Origin of the sequence: Marilutibacter maris (genome assembly GCF_003233695.1) — a bacterium.
GTDB classification, from domain to species: domain Bacteria; phylum Pseudomonadota; class Gammaproteobacteria; order Xanthomonadales; family Xanthomonadaceae; genus Marilutibacter; species Marilutibacter maris.
In genome coordinates this window covers 1,312,754-1,329,476 of the sequence record NZ_CP029843.1, presented here as the reverse complement: position 1 = coordinate 1,329,476, position 16,723 = coordinate 1,312,754, and the positions used below count along the sequence as shown (strand labels likewise).

The following is a 16,723-nucleotide window of genomic DNA, read 5'->3' as shown; positions in this document are numbered from 1 at the left end:
TCCGCCCTGCCCCCGAGGCCCGGCTCACGCCGGGCCTTTTTTGTGCGCGCGCCCCGCGCCGAGCGGTGCTGCAACCGCCGTCACTGCGCCATTGTGGCCGCCGGCACGAAGTCGCCAGCGGCGCCCCGACCGGTCCCGCGTCGACATGGGCGCTTGCTACACTCCGCCGATCCTCTGCATGGAATCCGCAATGACCCGTCAGCGTTTCCCTGGCCTCTCACTCCCGTTCCAGCTGCGCCCGCTCGCCTGCGCACTCTCGCTCGGCCTCACCGCCGCGATCGCCGCGCCCGCCGCGCTGGCCAGGCCCCCGGTCGCCTGCGCCGACTTCTACGGCAACACCAACGCCGACTGGCTGGAAGCCCACCCGCTGTCGAGCGGCGTCGGCGAGGTCTCGGCGATGAGCGAACTGGCCGGACGCGCGCGCCAGCAGCAACTCGACCTGCTGCAGGCGGCGATGCAGTCGCCGCAGGACGACGTGCAGAAGCTGCTCGGCGACTTCTGGGCCAGCGGCCTGGACGAGGCCGCGGTCGAGCGCGACGGCTCCAACCCGATCGCGCCGCTGCTGGACCGGATCAATTCGATCCGCCGCAGCAAGGACGTCGCGCCGGCGATCGCCGCCCTGCACCAGGTCGGCATCCCGGTGGCGTTCAATTTCAGTCCCGACGCCGACCTGGCCGACCTCAACCGCCATATCGGTTACTTCAGCCAGGGCGGCACCGGTCTGCCCGATCCGGCCTACTACACCCGCAACGACGCCGATGCGCAGACCGTGCGGACCCAGTACGGCAAGTACATCGAACAGATCCTGGCGCTGACCGGCACGCCGGCCGACAAGCTGCAGGCCGAAGCCGCCCAGGTGCTGGCCCTGGAGACCCGGATCGCCGCCGCCTCGCGTCCGCTGATGGACCTGCGCGACCCGCGCAACAACTACCGTCCGGTCCCGCTCGAGGGGCTCGACAAGCAGTACCGCCACCTGCGCCTGGACGAGTTCCTGGAAGTGCAGGGGGTCGACGACGACACCGTCTCGATCGCCAATCCGGCCCTGTTCGCCGAGCTCGACACGCTGGTCGACGACCTCAAGCCGGCGCAGTGGAAGACCTACCTGCAGTGGCGGGTCGGCGATGCGATGGCGCCGTACCTGTCCAAGGCCTTCCGCGACGCCAGCTTCGACTTCCGCGGCCGCGTGCTCGAAGGCCGCAGCGCGCCGGCACCGCGCCAGCAGCAGGTGCTCGATGCGATCAACCTCGCCGCCGGACCGATGCTCGGCCGCCAGTACGCGAACCGCTACCTGACCCCGGCCAACCAGGCCCGCGCCGAGCAGATCGTCGCCCAGGTCAAGGCCTCGCTGCGTGCGGCGATGGAACGCAACGCCCGCTTCAGCGCCGCGGCCAAGACGGTGGCGATGGCCAAGCTCGACAACCTCAAGGTCGAGGTCGGCGTGCCCAAGCGCGACCTCGACTACACCGTGCAGCCGATGGGCCGCGGCAGCTTCGGCGGCAACATGCTGATCGCCTCGACCTGGCGCCACGGTTCGGAAATGGCCCGGATCGGCCGCGACACCGGCAGCCGCCGCTGGGACGTGATGCCGCAGACCCCGGCCCTGGCCTACGACATCGCCCAGAACCGCCTGATCATCACCGCCGCGATGCTGCAGCCGCCGGTGTTCGACCTCGGCAAGGACGCGGCCTGGCTGTACGGCTCGTTCGGCGCCCTGGTCGGGCACGAGCTCAGCCATGCCTTCGACAACCGCGGCCGCCTGGTCGACGACAAGCTGGAAGTGCGCGACTGGTGGACCGCGACCGAGAACACCGGCTGGCAGACCCTGGCCAACCGCGTCGCCGCGCAGTACTCGGCCCTGCCCTATCCGGCCCTGCAGGGAGTGAAGGTCAACGGCCAGCAGACCGTCGACGAGAACATCGCCGACATCGCCGGCATGGAGCTGGCCTGGGCGACCTTCAACACCGCCGAGACGAACCCGGGCAAGGAGGCCAAACAGTCCTTCTTCGGCGCCTGGGCCTCGCTGTGGCCGCAACAGCTCAGCGCCGAGGCGGCGACCCGGCGGGCGTCGACCAGCGTGCACGCGCCCGGCCAGTGGCGGACCAACGGCCCGTTGTCGAACCTGGACGCATTCGGCGCGACCTACGGCTGCCGGGTCGGCGCGGTGATGCGCCACAAGCCCGACGATCGCATCACCATCCTGCCCTGAGCGGCGCCGTCACCGACGGACATGGAAACGGCGCGGGAAACCGCGCCGTTTTCGTTTCAGCCCCCGCCGCGAGGCACGGGATGCGCCAGCGGGATGCCCCGGTAAACCCGGCTCAGTGGATCCGGCGCGGTCCCGGCGGCTTGCGCCCGCCCCCGAACGGCGGTTGGCCGCGCCAGTAGCGGATCATCAGCCAACCGAACAGCATCCCGCCCAGGTGGGCGAAGTGGGCGACGCCGGGCTGCCGCCCGCTGACCCCGAGCAGCAGCTCGATCACGCCATAGACGATCACCAGGGTCCGCGCCTTCATCGGAATCGGCGGGATCAGCAGCATCACCCGCTGGTTCGGGAACAGCATGCCGTAGGCCAGCAGCAGGCCGAACACGCCGCCGGACGCGCCCACCGTCGGATACGGCAAACCGCCCTGGGACATGGTCCAGATACCGACCAGCATCTGGCACAGCGCGGCGCCGACGATGCAGACCAGGTAGTAGTTCAGGAAGCGCTTGTTGCCCCAGACATGCTCCAGCGGCGCACCGAACATCAGCAACGCCAGCATGTTGAAGAACAGGTGCGCCCAGCTGCCGTGCATGAAGCCGTAGGTCAGCACCTGCCAGGGCAGAAACCCGCTCGCGTCGCCATAGATGCCGTCGCTGCCGGGCGGCCACAGCGCGAACGGGTAGAACGTGGCCTCGCCCAGCAACTGCTGCAGCACAAACACCAGGCCGTTGGCGATCAGCAGCGCCTTGGTGATCGGGGGAAGGTTGGAGAACATCGCGGCTCCCGGATACGAACGCACATGGTAACGGCAACGCCGCGCTCCCGCCGCCCGTGCCGGGGTCAGTCCGCGGGTCCCCAGACCTGTTCGTCGACCGTCGCCCGCGTCCTGGCGCCGAGCACCCGGCCGTTGACCACCCGCAGGCCCTCGGCGCGCAGCCGCTGGCACTGCTCCAGATAGCCGGCGGAACCTTCCGGCAGCGCGATCCGGCCGTCGGAGCGCAACACCCGATGCCAAGGCAGGTCGGGGTCGTCGTTGTGACTGAGCAGGCGGGCGACCAGGCGCGCGCGCCCGGGCAGGCCGGCGCGACGCGCGACCTCGCCGTAGCCGGCGACCTCGCCGCGCGGTATCGCCCGGATCGCCGCATGTATGTACCGGGCCGCCTCTTCGCTGTCCATCCTTCCACTCCTGCAGCGCGGTCGCGTCCGCGGTTGCCCGACGGCGATTCCGCGGGGCGCGGACGCGATCACGAAAACCGATGCGGGGCCTACCCGCGACCTTCACCCGCCGCTGGCGGGGGCGACCGCATCATGAACGAAGCGGTAGCATACGACCCTGACTGCAAAGGAAGCTGCTCCGTGCGCAATTTCGAATCCATCAACCGTCACCTCAAGGCCGCCGGCTATCGCCTGACCGAGCACGACGTCGATGTCGTCTGCATCGAACTGTCGCTGGAACAGGGCCGACGTCATCAGGCGATCTTCCTGTCCGAGCTGGACGACGACGACGGCCGCCCCTACCTGAGGGTCAGCACCGCGGTGGCGCCGATTACCGGGCTCGACATGCGTCGGGCGCTGGTCTTCAACTGGCAGAGCCGGGTCGGCTACCTGGCGATCGGCGACCTCGACGGCGTGCCGCACCTGCAACTGTGCGAGAACCGGCCCTACGAGGGCCTGGACGCGGCCGAGATCGATCGCCTGATCCTGGAGATCGGCGGCGTCGGCGACCGCATGGAGCGGACCCTATCCGCCGGCGGCGATCTTTACTGAGAAAGCAGGAGTCAGGAACGAGGAGCGAGAAGTGAGAGAAAAGCACCTCTCCTCTCACTGCTCACTTCTGCTCACTCACTTCTCGCCCCAAGGGCAAGGAGTCAGGAGCGAGGAGTGAGAAGCGGGAGAAAAGCGAAAGCGCTCTTCCTCTCACTCCTCACTCCTCTCCACTCACTTATCGCCTCAAGCCCAGCCCATCGCCCGCATCAGGCTGAAGAACAGATAGGCGATGCCGCCGGCGGCGGGAATCGTCAGGATCCACGCCCAGATCATCTTTTCGACCACGGTCCACTTGATCGCGTTGAAGCGCTTGGCGGTGCCCACGCCCATGATCGCGGACGAGATGTTGTGGGTGGTCGAGACCGGAATGCCCAGCGAGGACGCGGCGAAGATCACCGCCGATGCGCTGGTCTCGGCGGCGAAGCCGTGGATCGGATGCAGCTTGACCAGCTTGTGGCCCAGGGTCTTGATGATCCGCCAGCCGCCGGCCGCGGTGCCGGCCGCCATCACCAGCGCGCAGGTGATCTTGATCCACAGATCGATGCCCTGGGTGGCCATCGCCTCGTCCGACGGATGCAGGAAGGCCAGCCAGCCCGGCAGGTCGTCGAGGGTGCCCACCGACTGCGCACTGAACAGGGTCAGGGCGATGATGCCCATGGTCTTCTGCGCGTCGTTCATGCCGTGCGCCAGGCCCATGCCGGCGGCGCTGACCAGCTGCGCCTTGCCGAACAGGCTGTTGACCCAGCGCGGCCGCGCCAACCGCGCCAGCAGGCCGCCGCTGCGCGCCATCATCGAGATCACGAAGAACAGCAGCCCCATCACCAGGAAACCGGCGACGAAGCCCAGCACCGGCGATGTCACCATCGGCACGATCACCTTCCACAGCACGCCGGCGCTCTTGTACAGCGGCTCCTTGGGCTGCGACCAGATGATCGCGTGGAAGTTGTTCGAGGCCGCCGCCAGCGCGGCGCCGCAGAGACCGCCGATCAGCGCGTGCGAGGACGAGGACGGCAGGCCCAGCCACCAGGTGATCAGGTTCCAGACGATGCCGCCCATCAGCGCGCACAGGATCATCTGCGAGCCGACCTCGACCACGCCGACGTCGATCAGGCCGGAGGCGATGGTCTTGGCCACCGCGGTGCCCAGCAGGGCGCCGATCAGGTTCATGCTCGCGGCCAGTCCCACCGCCTGCATCGGCGACAGCACCTTGGTCGCGACCACGGTGGCGATCGAGTTGGCGGTGTCGTGGAAGCCGTTGATGTACTCGAAGATGAGCGCGGCGAGGATGACGATCAGTACCAGTGTCAGCATCACGCCCCCTCAGCCCGGACCGGCGGTTGCGACAACGGATGGGCGCGGAACACGGAAGCGGCGGCGATGCGGACCGGCGTCGCCGGTACCCGCGCCGGCCGGGCCGGGATGATCGAAGACATCGTGCGCTCCCCTCAGGAGTTCTTGAGGACGATCTGGTAGGCGACGACACCGGCCTCGCGGCAGCGGTCGATGGCCTTCTCCAGGATCTCGAAGAACTCCTTGAGCAGGAACATCTGCAGGTGATCGAGCTTGCCCGAGTAGATGTCGCGGTACAGCTCCAGCATCAGCCGGTCGGCGTCGTTCTCCAGCGCGCGCAGCTCATCGCTGAGCGCCTTCATCGGCTCCAGCTTCAGGTGCCGCAGCTGGTGGACCATCTTCACCACCACCGAGGCCGCCTGCTCGAGCATCGCCGCACGCGGCGCGAAGTCGATGTGCTCCAGGTGCTGGGTCGCCAGCGCGTAGCGGTCGGCGAACTTCTCGACCTGCTTGGGGATCTTGTGCAGGGCCGACGCCAGCGACTCGATGTCCTCGCGCTCGATCGGGGTGATGAAGCTGTCGACCAGTTCCTGGCTGAGCTGGATGGACACCTCGCGCTCGCGCTGGCGGGCCAGCTTGAACGCGTCCAGCGCCGGCTGACGGTCGGCTTCCTTGAGCATCGCGTGCAGGGCCTTGGCGCTGTCGTGGGCGGCGACCGCCGCTTCCTCCAGCAGGGAATAGAACTGGTTGCCTTGGCCGAAGATGGTTTGCAGGGAAAACATGCGTCAGGAGCCTCGTGGTCGCGACCCTGGCGGGCCAGGGCGAGGGTTCGAAAAGGGGGCACAGCAGGGGCCGCGACGGACCGCGCCGCGTTGGCAGGCGGAATTATGACCGTTTTGTGACCTTCCCGCAGTCCTGGAGTCCCCGCCGCGACCCGAATCGGCCCGCCCTGCGCACCGGGGGGCGGGCCTGCCGGCCCCCGGCCCGTTAAGGCGAGCCTGCTAATATCGGCGGCGACACTTCGACCCCAGACGCTTATCTGAAATGGACGACGACCCGGAACCTTCCAGTAGCAGCATGCCCCTCCCCCCGCGGCCCCTGACCGCCGCCTCCCTGCCGGACCGGAGGGCGCCGACATGCTGGAACTGACGATCGTCCTGGCCCTGATCGCGCTGAACGGCTTCTTCGCGATGTCGGAGATGGCTCTGGTCACCTCGCGCAAGCTGCGCCTGAAGCAGATGGCCGAAGCCCCCGATCGCGGCCATCGCGGCGCCCGGGTCGCGCTTTCGCTGGCCGAACACCCGGACAACCTGCTGTCCACCGTGCAGGTCGGCATCACCCTGATCGGCATCCTGACCGGCCTGTTTGGCGGCGAGTCGATCGGCCTGATGATCGCCGGCTCGTTGCAGGACATGTGGCCGGGTGCGACGGAGTATGCCCGCCCGATCGGCATCGGCACGGCGGTCGGCCTGATCACCGCCGGCCAGGTGATCTTCGGCGAACTGGTTCCCAAACGCCTCGCCCTGACCAACCCCGAAGCGATCGCCAGCGCTGTCGCGATCCCGCTCGACGCGCTGTCGCGCCTGGCTCGCCCGGTGGTTGCGACGCTGGGCGTGATCAATCGCGGGATCCTGCGCCTGTTTGGAATCGGAAACGACGCGCGCAGCTCGATCAGCGAAGAGGAAATCCGCCTGCTGGTCAGCGAGAGCCACGAGCAGGGCGTGATCGACGCCGACGAGCGCAAGATGGTCTACCGCGTGCTCAGCCTCGGCGACCGCACCGCCGAGAGCCTGATGACCCCGCGCACCCGGATCGCCTGGCTGGACGCGGAGGCCGCGGTCGCCGAGAACCTGGAACAGATGCGCGAGACGCCGTTCTCCCGCTACCCGGTGTACAGGGGCGACGACCGCGAGGTGCTCGGCATCCTGGAGACCAAGTCGCTGTTCGAGTCGCTGCAGCAGCCCGGTCCACCGCGGCTGTTCGAGCGCCTGCGCGAGGCGTTGTTCGTGTCCGAGTCGACCCACGCGTTCAAACTGCTGGAGATCTTCCGCGAGGAACAGCAGTCGATCGCGCTGGTGGTCGACGAGTACGGCGACGTCACCGGCCTGGTCACCGTCAACGACCTGCTCGGCGCGGTGATCGGCCGCATCCAGGCCAGCGAGTCCGAGGACAGCGAGGCGCCGGTGGTGCAGCGCGCCGACGGCACCTGGCTGCTGGACGGCAGCCTGCCGCTGGACGATCTGCGCGAGCTGATCGACGGCGCCCGCCTGCCGGTCGAAGAGGAACCGGACTTCCACACCGCGGCGGGCATGGTCATCAACCACTTCGGGCGCATCCCCCACGTCGGCGAGTACCTCGACTGGGACGGCTGGCGCATCGAGGTCGTCGACCTGGACGGCCCGCGCATCGACAAGCTGCTGCTGCAGGCGCTGCCGGACCTGGATGCGGACAGCGATGAAACCCTCGGCTGAGCCGTCGCGGCCGCGCTCGGAAGCCGGTACCCGCGCCCTGCTGGATGCGTTCGCGGTCGGCGACCCGGACACCCATCTGCGCCTGGGCGACGTGTTCGCCGGCCTGGGCAAGCGCTCGTTCGGCATGCTGCTGTTCGTCGCCACCCTGCCCGCCTTCATCCCGATCCCGGGCGTAGGCGGCGCGGTCAGCGGGCCGCTCACCATCCTGATTGGCGCGCAGTTGCTGATCGGGCTGCGCAAGCCCTGGCTGCCGGGCTTCATCGCCCGCCGCGGCCCGACCCGGCATTCGATGGTGCGCTTCCGCAACCTGCTCTCGCCGTGGCTGTCGCGGCTGGAGCGGGTGGTGCGCCCACGCGCCTCGTTCCTGCTCGACCGGCGCCTCGCCAGCGCGGTCAGCGGCCTGCTGGTGATGCTGCTGGGTCTGCTGCTGTCGCTGCCGATCCCGTTCACCAACTACCTGTTCGGGGTGCTGCTGCTGATGTTCGCGCTGGCGCTGCTGGAGCGCGACGGCCGCCTGATGGGCGTGGCCTGGCTGGCCGGCACCGTGGCGATCGCGGTGTTCGGCGTGCTGTCGGGCAGCCTGGCGGCGATGGCCGCCGACGGTCTGCGCGCGATCGGCATGACCGCCTGACCGCTGCGCGCGGACGGCCGTACAGCGGCCCCGCCGGGACTCAGCCCAGCAGGGCCAGGAATTCGTTCGCCGGCACCGGCTGCCCCAGCCAGTAGCCCTGGGCCTGGTCGCAGCCGCGCTCGCGCAGCAGCGCGTACTGGCCGGCTTTCTCGACGCCCTCGGCGATCACCGTGATCCCCAGCGAGTGCGCCATCGCGATGATCGCGCTGGTCAGGGCCAGGTCGTCCGGGTCGCGCAGGATGTCGGCGATGAAGCTGCGGTCGATCTTGACCCCGTCGACCGGGACCCGGCGCAGATGGCTCAGGCCCGAGAAACCGGTGCCGAAGTCGTCCAGCAGCACCTTGATGCCGGTCTCGCGCAGCTGCGCGAGCATCTCGCTGGCGTGGACCTCGTCGCCGATCACCGCGGTCTCGGTCAGCTCCAGGTGCAGCCGCTCCGGTTCCAGCCCGGTGTCGCGCAGGCAGTCGGCGACCACCTGTACCAGTTCGCCGCCGCTGCGCAACTGCCGCGAGGACACGTTGACCGCGACCGACAGCGGCTCCGCCGACGGCCGCAACTGCTGCCAGCGCACCGCCTCGCTGCAGGCCGCGCGCAGCACCTGCGGGCCCAGGGTCTCGATCAGCCCGCTCTGCTCGGCCACGTCGATGAAGACCGACGGCGCCACCTGGCCGTGCCGCGGGTGGTTCCAGCGCAGCAGCGCCTCGGCGCCGACCATGGTGCGGTCGGCCAGCCGGTAGACCGGCTGGTAGACCAGGCTCAGCTCGCCACGGTCCCAGGCCCCGCGCAGCTCGTGCTCCAGGTTGACCCTGCGCTCCACCGCCAGGTCCATCGCCCGGCTGTAGAAGCGGTAGCAGTTCTTGCCGGCGACCTTCGCCTGGTACATCGCGATGTCGCCGTTCTTCATCAACGCGGTCGCGGTCGAGGCGTCGTCCGGGAACAGGGTGATGCCAATCGAAGTGCCGAGGAACACCTGGCGCTCCTGGGTCATGATCGGCTGTCCCAGCTCCGCGACCAGGGCGTCGGCCAGCGCCATCGCCACCGCGCGCACGTCCTGTCCCTCCTTCGGCGAGGCGTGGACCAGGATCACGAACTCGTCGCCGCCGAAGCGCGCCAGCAGGGCGTTGTCGCCGGCATGACGCAGGATGGTGTCGCGGATGCGCGCCGAGCACTGCACCAGCACCTCGTCGCCGGCATCGTGGCCGAGGGTGTCGTTGACCCGCTTGAAGTCGTCGATGTCGGCGAACAGCAGCGCCAGTTGCTGCCCCGCCCCGCGGATCCTCAGCAGCTGCTCGTCCAGCGCCTCGCGGAACGCCAACCGGTTCGACAGCCCGGTCAGCGAATCGGTATAGGCCATCCGCCGGATGTCGCGGTCGTGCCGCGCCAGGCTCGCGCTCATCCGGCTGAACGCGCGCATCAGCTCGCCGACCTCGTCGCGGCGGCGGCTGGTCGGCAGATCGACCTCGAACCGCCCCGCCTCGATCTGGCGTGCGGAATCGGCCAGCAGCCGGATCGGACTCACCAGCCAGCGCTGGATCAACCACAGGATCACCGCTCCCAGCAGGACGATGCCGCCGGCCATCGCCGCCGCCCACAGCAACTGGCGGCTGCCCAGGCCGTCGAGCTGGCTGCGCATCTCGGCGACCGCACGATCCTGGAAGCCGCGCGCGACCTCCAGATCGAAGCCGACCCGCACCCCGCCCAGGCGGCGGTCGCCGATCAGGATCGGCGCGGACACGTCCATCAGCTCCTCGCTGAACTGGGTCAGCAGCGAGCCCGACGCGATCACCTCGTCGGCGAACACGTCGTCCATGCGCTTGCCGTAGCTGGGAATGGTCTCGCTGCCGTCGTGGATGATGTTGCCCTCGGCGTCGTAGACCAGGACGTAGCGCGCATCGGCCTGGTTCAGCGCGGACGCGGTCAGGCTGCCGATCGCATCGAGGTCGAAGTAGTACAGCGGATTGGTCAGCGCCTCGCCGAGCTGGAGCACCATGCCCTCGCCGCGCCGGCGCAGACTGTCGCTGGAGACGCCGGCCATCGCGTCGCGGGTGACCGTGATCACCTCTTCCTGGGCCCGCTCCTGGCGTTGCAACAGCACCGCCAGGAGCAGCAGCTGGACCACCAGGGCCAGCGCCATGATCAGCAGGAACTTCGCCTGCAGGCCGTTGCGGAGCTTCATTCGACGTCCGCCCGCACCCGCCTGACCCCCGCTGCGACATGGTCCAGCGCGCGGGTCGAGGCCGGGTCCACCGGCAGGAACCGGGTGGTCCTGAAGAAGCGCTTCAGGGCATCGCCGGCCTCGGGGTCCGCGGCCGCCTCGATCAGCACCTGGCGCAGGCGTTCGCGCACCCGCGGGTCGAGATTGCCGCGCACCAGTTCGACCGCGCGCGGGAACTCGGGGGTCTCGCCGATGACGACGAAGTCATCCTTGAACCCAGGCGGCATCCGCCGCGGGTTCTCCCAGTCCAGATTGCTCATCACCCCGACATCGACCAGGCGCTTGTGGACCCAGGTGGAGATATTGAGCTCGGAACGGGCGAACAGATAGCCCACGGTGTCGGCGCCGGCGTGATCCATCGGCGACAGCAGCATTTCCAGGACCAGGCCGCGGTCGAGCATCGCCGCCGCCGGCACGAAATAGGCGCTGGTCGAGGATGGGCGCTGGAACGCCACCGAATGCCCGCGCAACTCGTCCAGCGAGCCCAGTCCGCTGTCGCGGCGAGCGAAGAAGATGCTGTGGTAGTGGCTGGTGCCGTCGCGTTCGGTCAGCACCAGCGGCGCCGCCCCGGCCCGCTCGCGCATCACCATCGCGGTACCGCTGGTCTCGGTGATCCAGTCGACCCGGCCGCGGCGCAGATAGCTGGCCATCTGCTGCGGATCCTTGGCCATCAGGATCCGGCCTTCGCGGATGCCGACATCGGCCATCCTCGGCACCACGTAGTCCAGCAGCGGCTTGAGCTGCTCGAAATGCGCCTTGGGGTCGTCGCTGATGCGGCCCAACACCAGGATATGGGCGTCGTCGGCCGAGCCGGCGACCTGCCCGTCCTCGGCCCGTCCCGCCGGCGGCAGAGTCAGGCCGATCAACAGCACCAGGAGGCACGACAGGCGTACGATCAAGGACGAATGGCCACAAACGGGAAACCTGGCGGCCAGACTAATCGAAAACCGGCATCGGCCGCTATCGCCGGCACCGCGCCCGCCTCATCCCTGGCCGGCGCCATCGGCCCCAGCCAGCCGCACGCTGCGCTCGACATCGGCCAGCACCCCGCGCAGCAGCCGCACCTCGCGGGCGTCGAGGTCGGCGCGCAGGAACAGCCGGCGGAACTTGCGCAGCGCCGACTCCGGACTGCGCCCCTTGTGGAAGTCGATCTGCTCCAGGACCTCGCCCAGCTGGCCGAAGAAGCCTTCCAGCTCGGCGTGCGAGGCCGGCGGGTCGACGCGGGCCGGCTCCGCGCCGGCGCCGGCGTCGAGCAGGGCCAGGCGCAGCTCATAGGACAGCACCTGCACCGCGGCGGCGAGGTTCAGCGAGCTGTAGTCGGGGTTGGCCGGGATATGCACGGCGGCATGGCACTGCTGCAGCTCTTCGTTGTCCAGGCCGGTACGCTCGCGCCCGAACAGCAGCGCGACCTCGCCGCCGGTGCCCGCCCGAGCCACCAGCCGCGAAGCGGCCTCGCGCGGCGCCAACTGGCCCAGGGCGATCCGGCGGCTGCGCGCGGTGCAGCCCAGCACCAGGGTGCAATCGGACACCGCCTCGGCCACGGTCGCGCAGGTGCGGGCCGCGGCCAGCACGTCGTCGGCACCGGCCGCCAGCGCCTCGGATTCGCGATTGGGGGCGACCTCGGGCGCGACCAGCACCAGCCGGTCCAGGCCCATGGTCTTCATCGCCCGGGCCGCCGAGCCGATGTTGCCGGGATGCTGGGTGCCGACCAGCACGATGCGGATGCGCGCGGCCGTGGCCGCGGCGGCCGACGCCCCGGAGGCCGTCGGTTCAGGGTTGGAATGGGTAGTCATCGCCGCCAATGGTAAACTCCGCGCCCCGGCCATGCCTCGGCATGCCACTGCCGGGCCGCTCTTTCACTCCTCTCCAGTCCGCTCGCGGCCGCAGGGCCCGGGCCACCTCATCCGTCGAGGCCGTACCGCCATGCAGAAACCCGCCGTCACCCTCATGGTCAAGGCCGCCCGTGCAGCCGGCAACGTGCTGCTGCGGCACATGCACCGCCTGGACGCGCTGAACGTGGTCGAGAAGGACCGCCAGGACTATGCCAGCGAAGTCGACGAGGAGGCCGAGAAGGTCGTCATCCGCGAGCTCAAGCGCGCCCATCCGGACTACGGCTTCCTCGGCGAGGAAAGCGGCAGCAGCGCCGGCAGCGGCTACAACCAGCGCTTCACCTGGGTCATCGATCCGCTCGACGGCACCAGCAACTACCTGCGCGGCTTCCCCCACTTCTGCGTCTCGATCGCCCTGGTCGAGAACGGCGAACCGGTCCACGGGGTGATCTTCGACCCGATCCGCAACGATCTGTTCACCGCCAGCAAGGGCAGCGGCACCCAGCTCAACGGCAAGCGCGTGCGCGTGGCCGAGCGCAAGGACATCGGCGGCGCGATGATCGTCACCGGCTTCCCGCCGCGCGAGCGCAGCCGCGCCAGCGCCCAGCTCAAGACCGTCGACAACCTGCTGCTGGAAGCCGAGGACATCCGCCGCACCGGTTCCGCCGCGCTGGACCTGGCCTACGTCGCCTGCGGCCGCGCCGACGCCTACTTCGAAGCCGGGGTGAAGCCCTGGGACATCGCCGCCGGTGCGCTGATGGTGCGCGAGGCCGGCGGCAAGGTCTGCGATTTCCGCGGTCGCAGCAGCGGGCCGATGGACGCCCGCGGCACCGCGCCGCGCACCCTGGTCGCCGGCAACCTCAAAGTCTGCGAACAGCTGCAGAAGAAGATCGTCGACACCGGCTACGCCGCGGCGTTCAGCTGAGTACCGCGGGCTTGCTCCTGTGGGAGCGGCACAAGCCGCGATGAAGCCTTCCCATGAAAGCCCAATCGCGGCTTACGCCGCTCCTACGAAGAGCTTTCGCCCGCCCCTGACCCGAGCCCGATTCGCGCATCGCGCGAATGGGGTGTGGCCGCGCAACGGCGGGGCGCATGGTTTGCGCAGCAGACTTTGGGATATATCCGGGCGCAGCTCGGGGGTCGCGGCTCACGCCGTTCCTACGTGAGAAGGCCATCGCTTCTGTAGGAGCTGCGTAAGCTGCGACCGGGTTTTCCGCGAAAGCCCATCGTGGCTCACAGAGCTTCGTCCGCCTCCCCCCCGAGTCAGGGGGCGATTCGCGCGTAGTGAGAACGCGACCTGCGCGCGGCACGGCCCCCTCCGACCGATCGGCAACAAAAAAGGCCGCGCGATGCGCGGCCTTTTCGTGTTCCGGCACCGACGCTTACGGCCTGCGGGCCAGCGCCTCTTCGTCGCGTGCCTTCGGCATCAGGTCCTGCTTGGTCACCTTCAGCGGGCCGAAGCTCAGCAGGGTACTGGCGACGAAGATCGACGACAGGGTGCCGATCACCGCGCCGATCAGCATCGACTCGGCCAGGCCGCGCAACGAACCGCCGCCGTAGACGTACAGGGCGAGCATGGTCAGGATCGCCACGAACGAGGTGATCACGGTACGCGACAGGGTCTGGTTGATCGCCGCGTTGATCACCGTCCGCGAGTCGGCGCGCATCGAACGGAAGTTCTCGCGGATGCGGTCGAACACCACGATGGTGTCGTTGATCGAGAAGCCCATCACCGACAGGATGCCGGCCAGCACGGTCAGATCGAACTCGTGCCCGCTGAGCGCGAACCAGCCGGTGACCACGACCACGTCGTGCAGGGTGGTCAGGGTCGCGGCGACGGCGAACTTCTTCTCGAACCGGAACGAGATGTAGATCATGAAGCCGACGACCACGAAGATCAGCGCCCAGATGCCGTTGATGGCGATCTCCTTGCCGACCTGCGGACCGACAAAGTCGCTCTTCAGCACGGTGCCCGCATTGCCCGGGATCGCCAGCGCCTGCTGGATCTCGCGGGCGGTGTCCTGGTCGGCGCCGCCCTCCTCGCCCTCGCCCTTGGGCTGCACCCGGATCAGCAGGTCGTTGCCGGAGCCGAAGGTCTGCACCTGGGCATTGCCGTAGCCGGCCTCGCCCAGCCGCGCGCGCACGTCGTCGACGTCGACCGGCTGCTCGAAGCGCATCTCGGTCACGGTGCCGCCGGTGAAGTCGAGGGCGAAGTTGAAGCCCTTGAACGTCATCGCCGCGATCGACCCCAGCACCAGCAAGGCCGCGATCGTCAGCGACACGCGCCCCAGGCGCATGAAGTCGATCTTGCTGTCGTAGGGAAACAGGTTGAAAGGTTTCATTCTCGATTCCTGGTTATCCGCGGGCCAGCCAAGCGCCGGACCCGCGACTGCGCGGCCGCCCATCGCCGGGCCGGCCGCGGATGCGGCTGGCTAGATGGCGAGGGACTTGAGCTTACGGCGACCGCCGTAGATCAGGGTGGCGATGGCGCGCGAGGCCGAGACCGCGGTGTACATCGAGGTGCCGATACCGACGATCAGGGCGACCGCGAAGCCCTTGACCGGACCGGTGCCGAACGCGAACAGCGCGATGCCGGCCAGCACGGCGGTGATGTTGGCGTCGGCGATCGTGCCGACCGCGCGATCGTAGCCGGCGGCGATCGCGGCCTTGGCCGGCAGTCCGGCCCGCAATTCCTCGCGTATTCGCTCGTTGATCAGCACGTTGGCGTCGACCGAGAAGCCGACCGTCAGCGCGATGCCGGCCATGCCCGGCAGGGTCATGGTGGCCCCGAACAGCGACATCACCGCGACCACCATCAGCAGGTTCAGCAGCAGCGCGATCGTGGTGATCACGCCGAACATGCGGTAGTAGACCAGGAAGAAGCCGAGGATGAAGAAGAAGGAGTACTTGATCGCGGTCATGCCGCGCTCGACGTTCTCGCGGCCCAGGCTCGGACCGACGATGCGCTCCTCGATGAAGTCCATCGGCGCCGCCAGCGAGCCCGAGCGCAGCAGCAGGGCCAGGTTGGCCGCTTCCTTGGTGCTGTCCAGGCCGGTGGTCTGGAACTCCTTGCCGAACACGCCCTGGATGGTCGCGATCGAGATCACCTCCTCGTCGACGCGGGTGCTGCGCACCTCCTCGCCGTCGACGACCCGGACCTCGGGCACTCGTTCGATGTAGACCACCGCCATCGGCTTGCCGACGTTCTCGCTGGTGAACTCGAACATGCGCTGGCCGCCGGCGCCGTTCAGGCGCACGCTGACCGAGGGAGTGCCCGACTGCGGGTCCATGCCCGAGGAGGCGCTGACCATCTGGTCGCCGGAGGCGATCACCCGCTTGCTGAGCAGGACCGGCACCGGCTCGCCGTCGGGGCCGAGTTCCTTGCGCTGGTACAGCCGCGCCTCGGGCGGCACGATGCCGGTGTCGCGGGCGTCGTAGGCGTTGCCCTCGACCACCGCGCGCCACTCCAGGGTCGCGGTCGCGCCCAGCACGCGCTTGGCCTGGGCGGTGTCCTGCACGCCGGGCAGCTGGACCACGATGCGGTCCTCGCCCTGGCGCTGGATGATCGGCTCGGCGACGCCCAGCGCGTTGACGCGGTTGCGCAGGGTGCCGACGTTCTGTTCGATCGCGTCGATCGCCAGCTGGCGCAGCTCGTTGTCGCTCATCTCCACGCTGACCGAGTTGCCGGTGGTGGACGCCAGCAGGGTCGGCTGGCTGAGCACGATCGCCTCGCGCGCCTTCTCGGCTTCCGCGGCATCGCTGAGGGTGGCGACGATGGTCCGGCCGCCGGCGCGCCGCTCGACCGAGGTGTAGCGGATGCGCTTTTCGCGCAGCAGCACGCGCACGTCCTCGGCGGTCGCCTCCAGGCGCTTGTCGAGAGCGGCCTTCTGGTCGACCTGCATGGTGAAGTGGACGCCGCCCTGCAGATCCAGGCCCAGCAGCATCGGCTTGCCGCCGAGCTTCTCCAGCCAGTCGGGCACGGTCGAGGCCAGGTTCAGCGCGACCACGAAGTCGTTGCCCAGGTCCGGGCGCAGCGCATCGGCCGCCTTGACCTGGGCATCGGGGTCGGACAGGCGCACCAGCAGGTTGTCGCCGTCGATATCGACCGCCTTCGCGGCCACACCGGCCTTCTCCAGGTTGGCCTCGACACGGGTCTTCAGGGCCTCGTCCACCACCGCGCCGCGATTGGCGCTGATCTGCACCGACGGGTCCTGCGGGAACACGTTGGGCAGCGCGTACAGGCTGCTGAGGATCAGGATGACCAGGAGGAGGGCGTACTTCCAGCGCGCGTAAGTCAGCATCTAACGGATCCTGCGG

General features: G+C 69.1%; 13 protein-coding genes and 2 pseudogenes. 5 read left to right on the top strand and 10 right to left on the bottom strand.

The annotated features are described in order from the left end of the window. The first annotated feature begins 190 nt into the window (after nt 1–190). Entirely contained in the window at nt 191–2,206 is a 2,016-nt protein-coding gene (locus C9I47_RS05870; RefSeq protein WP_111265925.1) for a M13 family metallopeptidase, read from the top strand. Between the two features lie 112 nt (nt 2,207–2,318). Here C9I47_RS05870 and C9I47_RS05865 read toward each other — a convergent pair whose 3' ends face one another. Together C9I47_RS05865 and C9I47_RS05860 are read right to left on the bottom strand one after the other, a co-directional pair. Then, on the bottom strand, nt 2,319–2,978 hold the full coding sequence (locus tag C9I47_RS05865) for a rhomboid family intramembrane serine protease (RefSeq protein WP_111265924.1): 660 nt from the start codon (nt 2,976–2,978) through the stop codon (nt 2,319–2,321). Nucleotides 2,979–3,043: 65 nt separating this feature from the next. Continuing rightward, a complete protein-coding gene (locus C9I47_RS05860; RefSeq protein WP_111265923.1) occupies nt 3,044–3,379 on the bottom strand; it encodes an MGMT family protein in 336 nt (111 codons plus the stop codon). 180 nt (nt 3,380–3,559) lie between these two features. Here C9I47_RS05860 and C9I47_RS05855 point away from each other — a divergent pair, with 180 nt between their 5' ends. After that, nucleotides 3,560–3,970 (top strand): hypothetical protein, encoded by a 411-nt coding sequence (locus C9I47_RS05855; protein WP_111265922.1) that lies wholly within the window; start codon nt 3,560–3,562, stop codon nt 3,968–3,970. 183 nt (nt 3,971–4,153) lie between these two features. Here the strand turns inward: C9I47_RS05855 and C9I47_RS05850 are convergent, their stop codons facing one another. Next, entirely contained in the window at nt 4,154–5,281 is a 1,128-nt protein-coding gene (locus C9I47_RS05850) for an inorganic phosphate transporter (protein ID WP_111267988.1), read from the bottom strand. Nucleotides 5,282–5,415: 134 nt separating this feature from the next. Continuing rightward, nucleotides 5,416–6,042 (bottom strand): DUF47 domain-containing protein, encoded by a 627-nt coding sequence (locus C9I47_RS05845; protein ID WP_111265921.1) that lies wholly within the window; start codon nt 6,040–6,042, stop codon nt 5,416–5,418. 354 nt (nt 6,043–6,396) lie between these two features. On the opposite strand from C9I47_RS05845, the gene C9I47_RS05840 reads away from it, so the two are divergent. Together C9I47_RS05840 and C9I47_RS05835 are read left to right on the top strand one after the other, a co-directional pair. Then, on the top strand, nt 6,397–7,731 hold the full coding sequence (locus C9I47_RS05840; protein ID WP_111265920.1) for a hemolysin family protein: 1,335 nt from the start codon (nt 6,397–6,399) through the stop codon (nt 7,729–7,731). Continuing rightward, a complete protein-coding gene (locus C9I47_RS05835) occupies nt 7,715–8,362 on the top strand; it encodes an exopolysaccharide biosynthesis protein (protein ID WP_111265919.1) in 648 nt (215 codons plus the stop codon). Before C9I47_RS05840 ends, C9I47_RS05835 begins: the two co-directional genes overlap by 17 nt. A 40-nt stretch (nt 8,363–8,402) precedes the next feature. Here the strand turns inward: C9I47_RS05835 and C9I47_RS18245 are convergent. The 4 genes and pseudogenes from C9I47_RS18245 to C9I47_RS05820 form a co-directional block, all read right to left on the bottom strand. Then, nucleotides 8,403–9,149 (bottom strand): annotated as a pseudogene (locus tag C9I47_RS18245) (putative bifunctional diguanylate cyclase/phosphodiesterase); the annotation flags it as partial. Nucleotides 9,150–9,218: 69 nt separating this feature from the next. Continuing rightward, nucleotides 9,219–9,941 (bottom strand): annotated as a pseudogene (locus C9I47_RS18240) (diguanylate cyclase domain-containing protein); the annotation flags it as partial. A gap of 593 nt (nt 9,942–10,534) precedes the next feature. Next, on the bottom strand, nt 10,535–11,476 hold the full coding sequence (locus tag C9I47_RS05825) for a phosphate/phosphite/phosphonate ABC transporter substrate-binding protein (RefSeq protein WP_223250296.1): 942 nt from the start codon (nt 11,474–11,476) through the stop codon (nt 10,535–10,537). A gap of 84 nt (nt 11,477–11,560) precedes the next feature. Beyond that, nucleotides 11,561–12,370 carry an RNA methyltransferase gene (locus C9I47_RS05820; RefSeq protein WP_111265917.1) on the bottom strand — a complete coding sequence of 270 codons (810 nt, stop codon included), beginning with the start codon at nt 12,368–12,370 and terminating at the stop codon, nt 11,561–11,563. A 130-nt stretch (nt 12,371–12,500) separates the two neighbouring features. Between C9I47_RS05820 and C9I47_RS05815 the strand changes: the two genes are divergently transcribed. Beyond that, nucleotides 12,501–13,331: an inositol monophosphatase family protein gene (locus tag C9I47_RS05815; protein WP_111265916.1), complete on the top strand. Its 831-nt coding sequence runs from the start codon at nt 12,501–12,503 to the stop codon at nt 13,329–13,331. A gap of 457 nt (nt 13,332–13,788) precedes the next feature. On the opposite strand, the gene secF is transcribed toward C9I47_RS05815, so the two are convergent. Both secF and secD read right to left on the bottom strand, forming a co-directional pair. Continuing rightward, the gene (gene secF, locus C9I47_RS05810) at nt 13,789–14,748 is read right to left on the bottom strand and encodes a protein translocase subunit SecF (protein ID WP_223250295.1); all 960 of its coding nucleotides are present in this window, start codon (nt 14,746–14,748) and stop codon (nt 13,789–13,791) included. Nucleotides 14,749–14,838: 90 nt separating this feature from the next. After that, complete coding sequence (gene secD, locus C9I47_RS05805) at nt 14,839–16,707, bottom strand: protein translocase subunit SecD (RefSeq protein ID WP_111265914.1); 1,869 nt, start codon at nt 16,705–16,707, stop codon at nt 14,839–14,841. Nucleotides 16,708–16,723 lie beyond the last annotated feature (16 nt).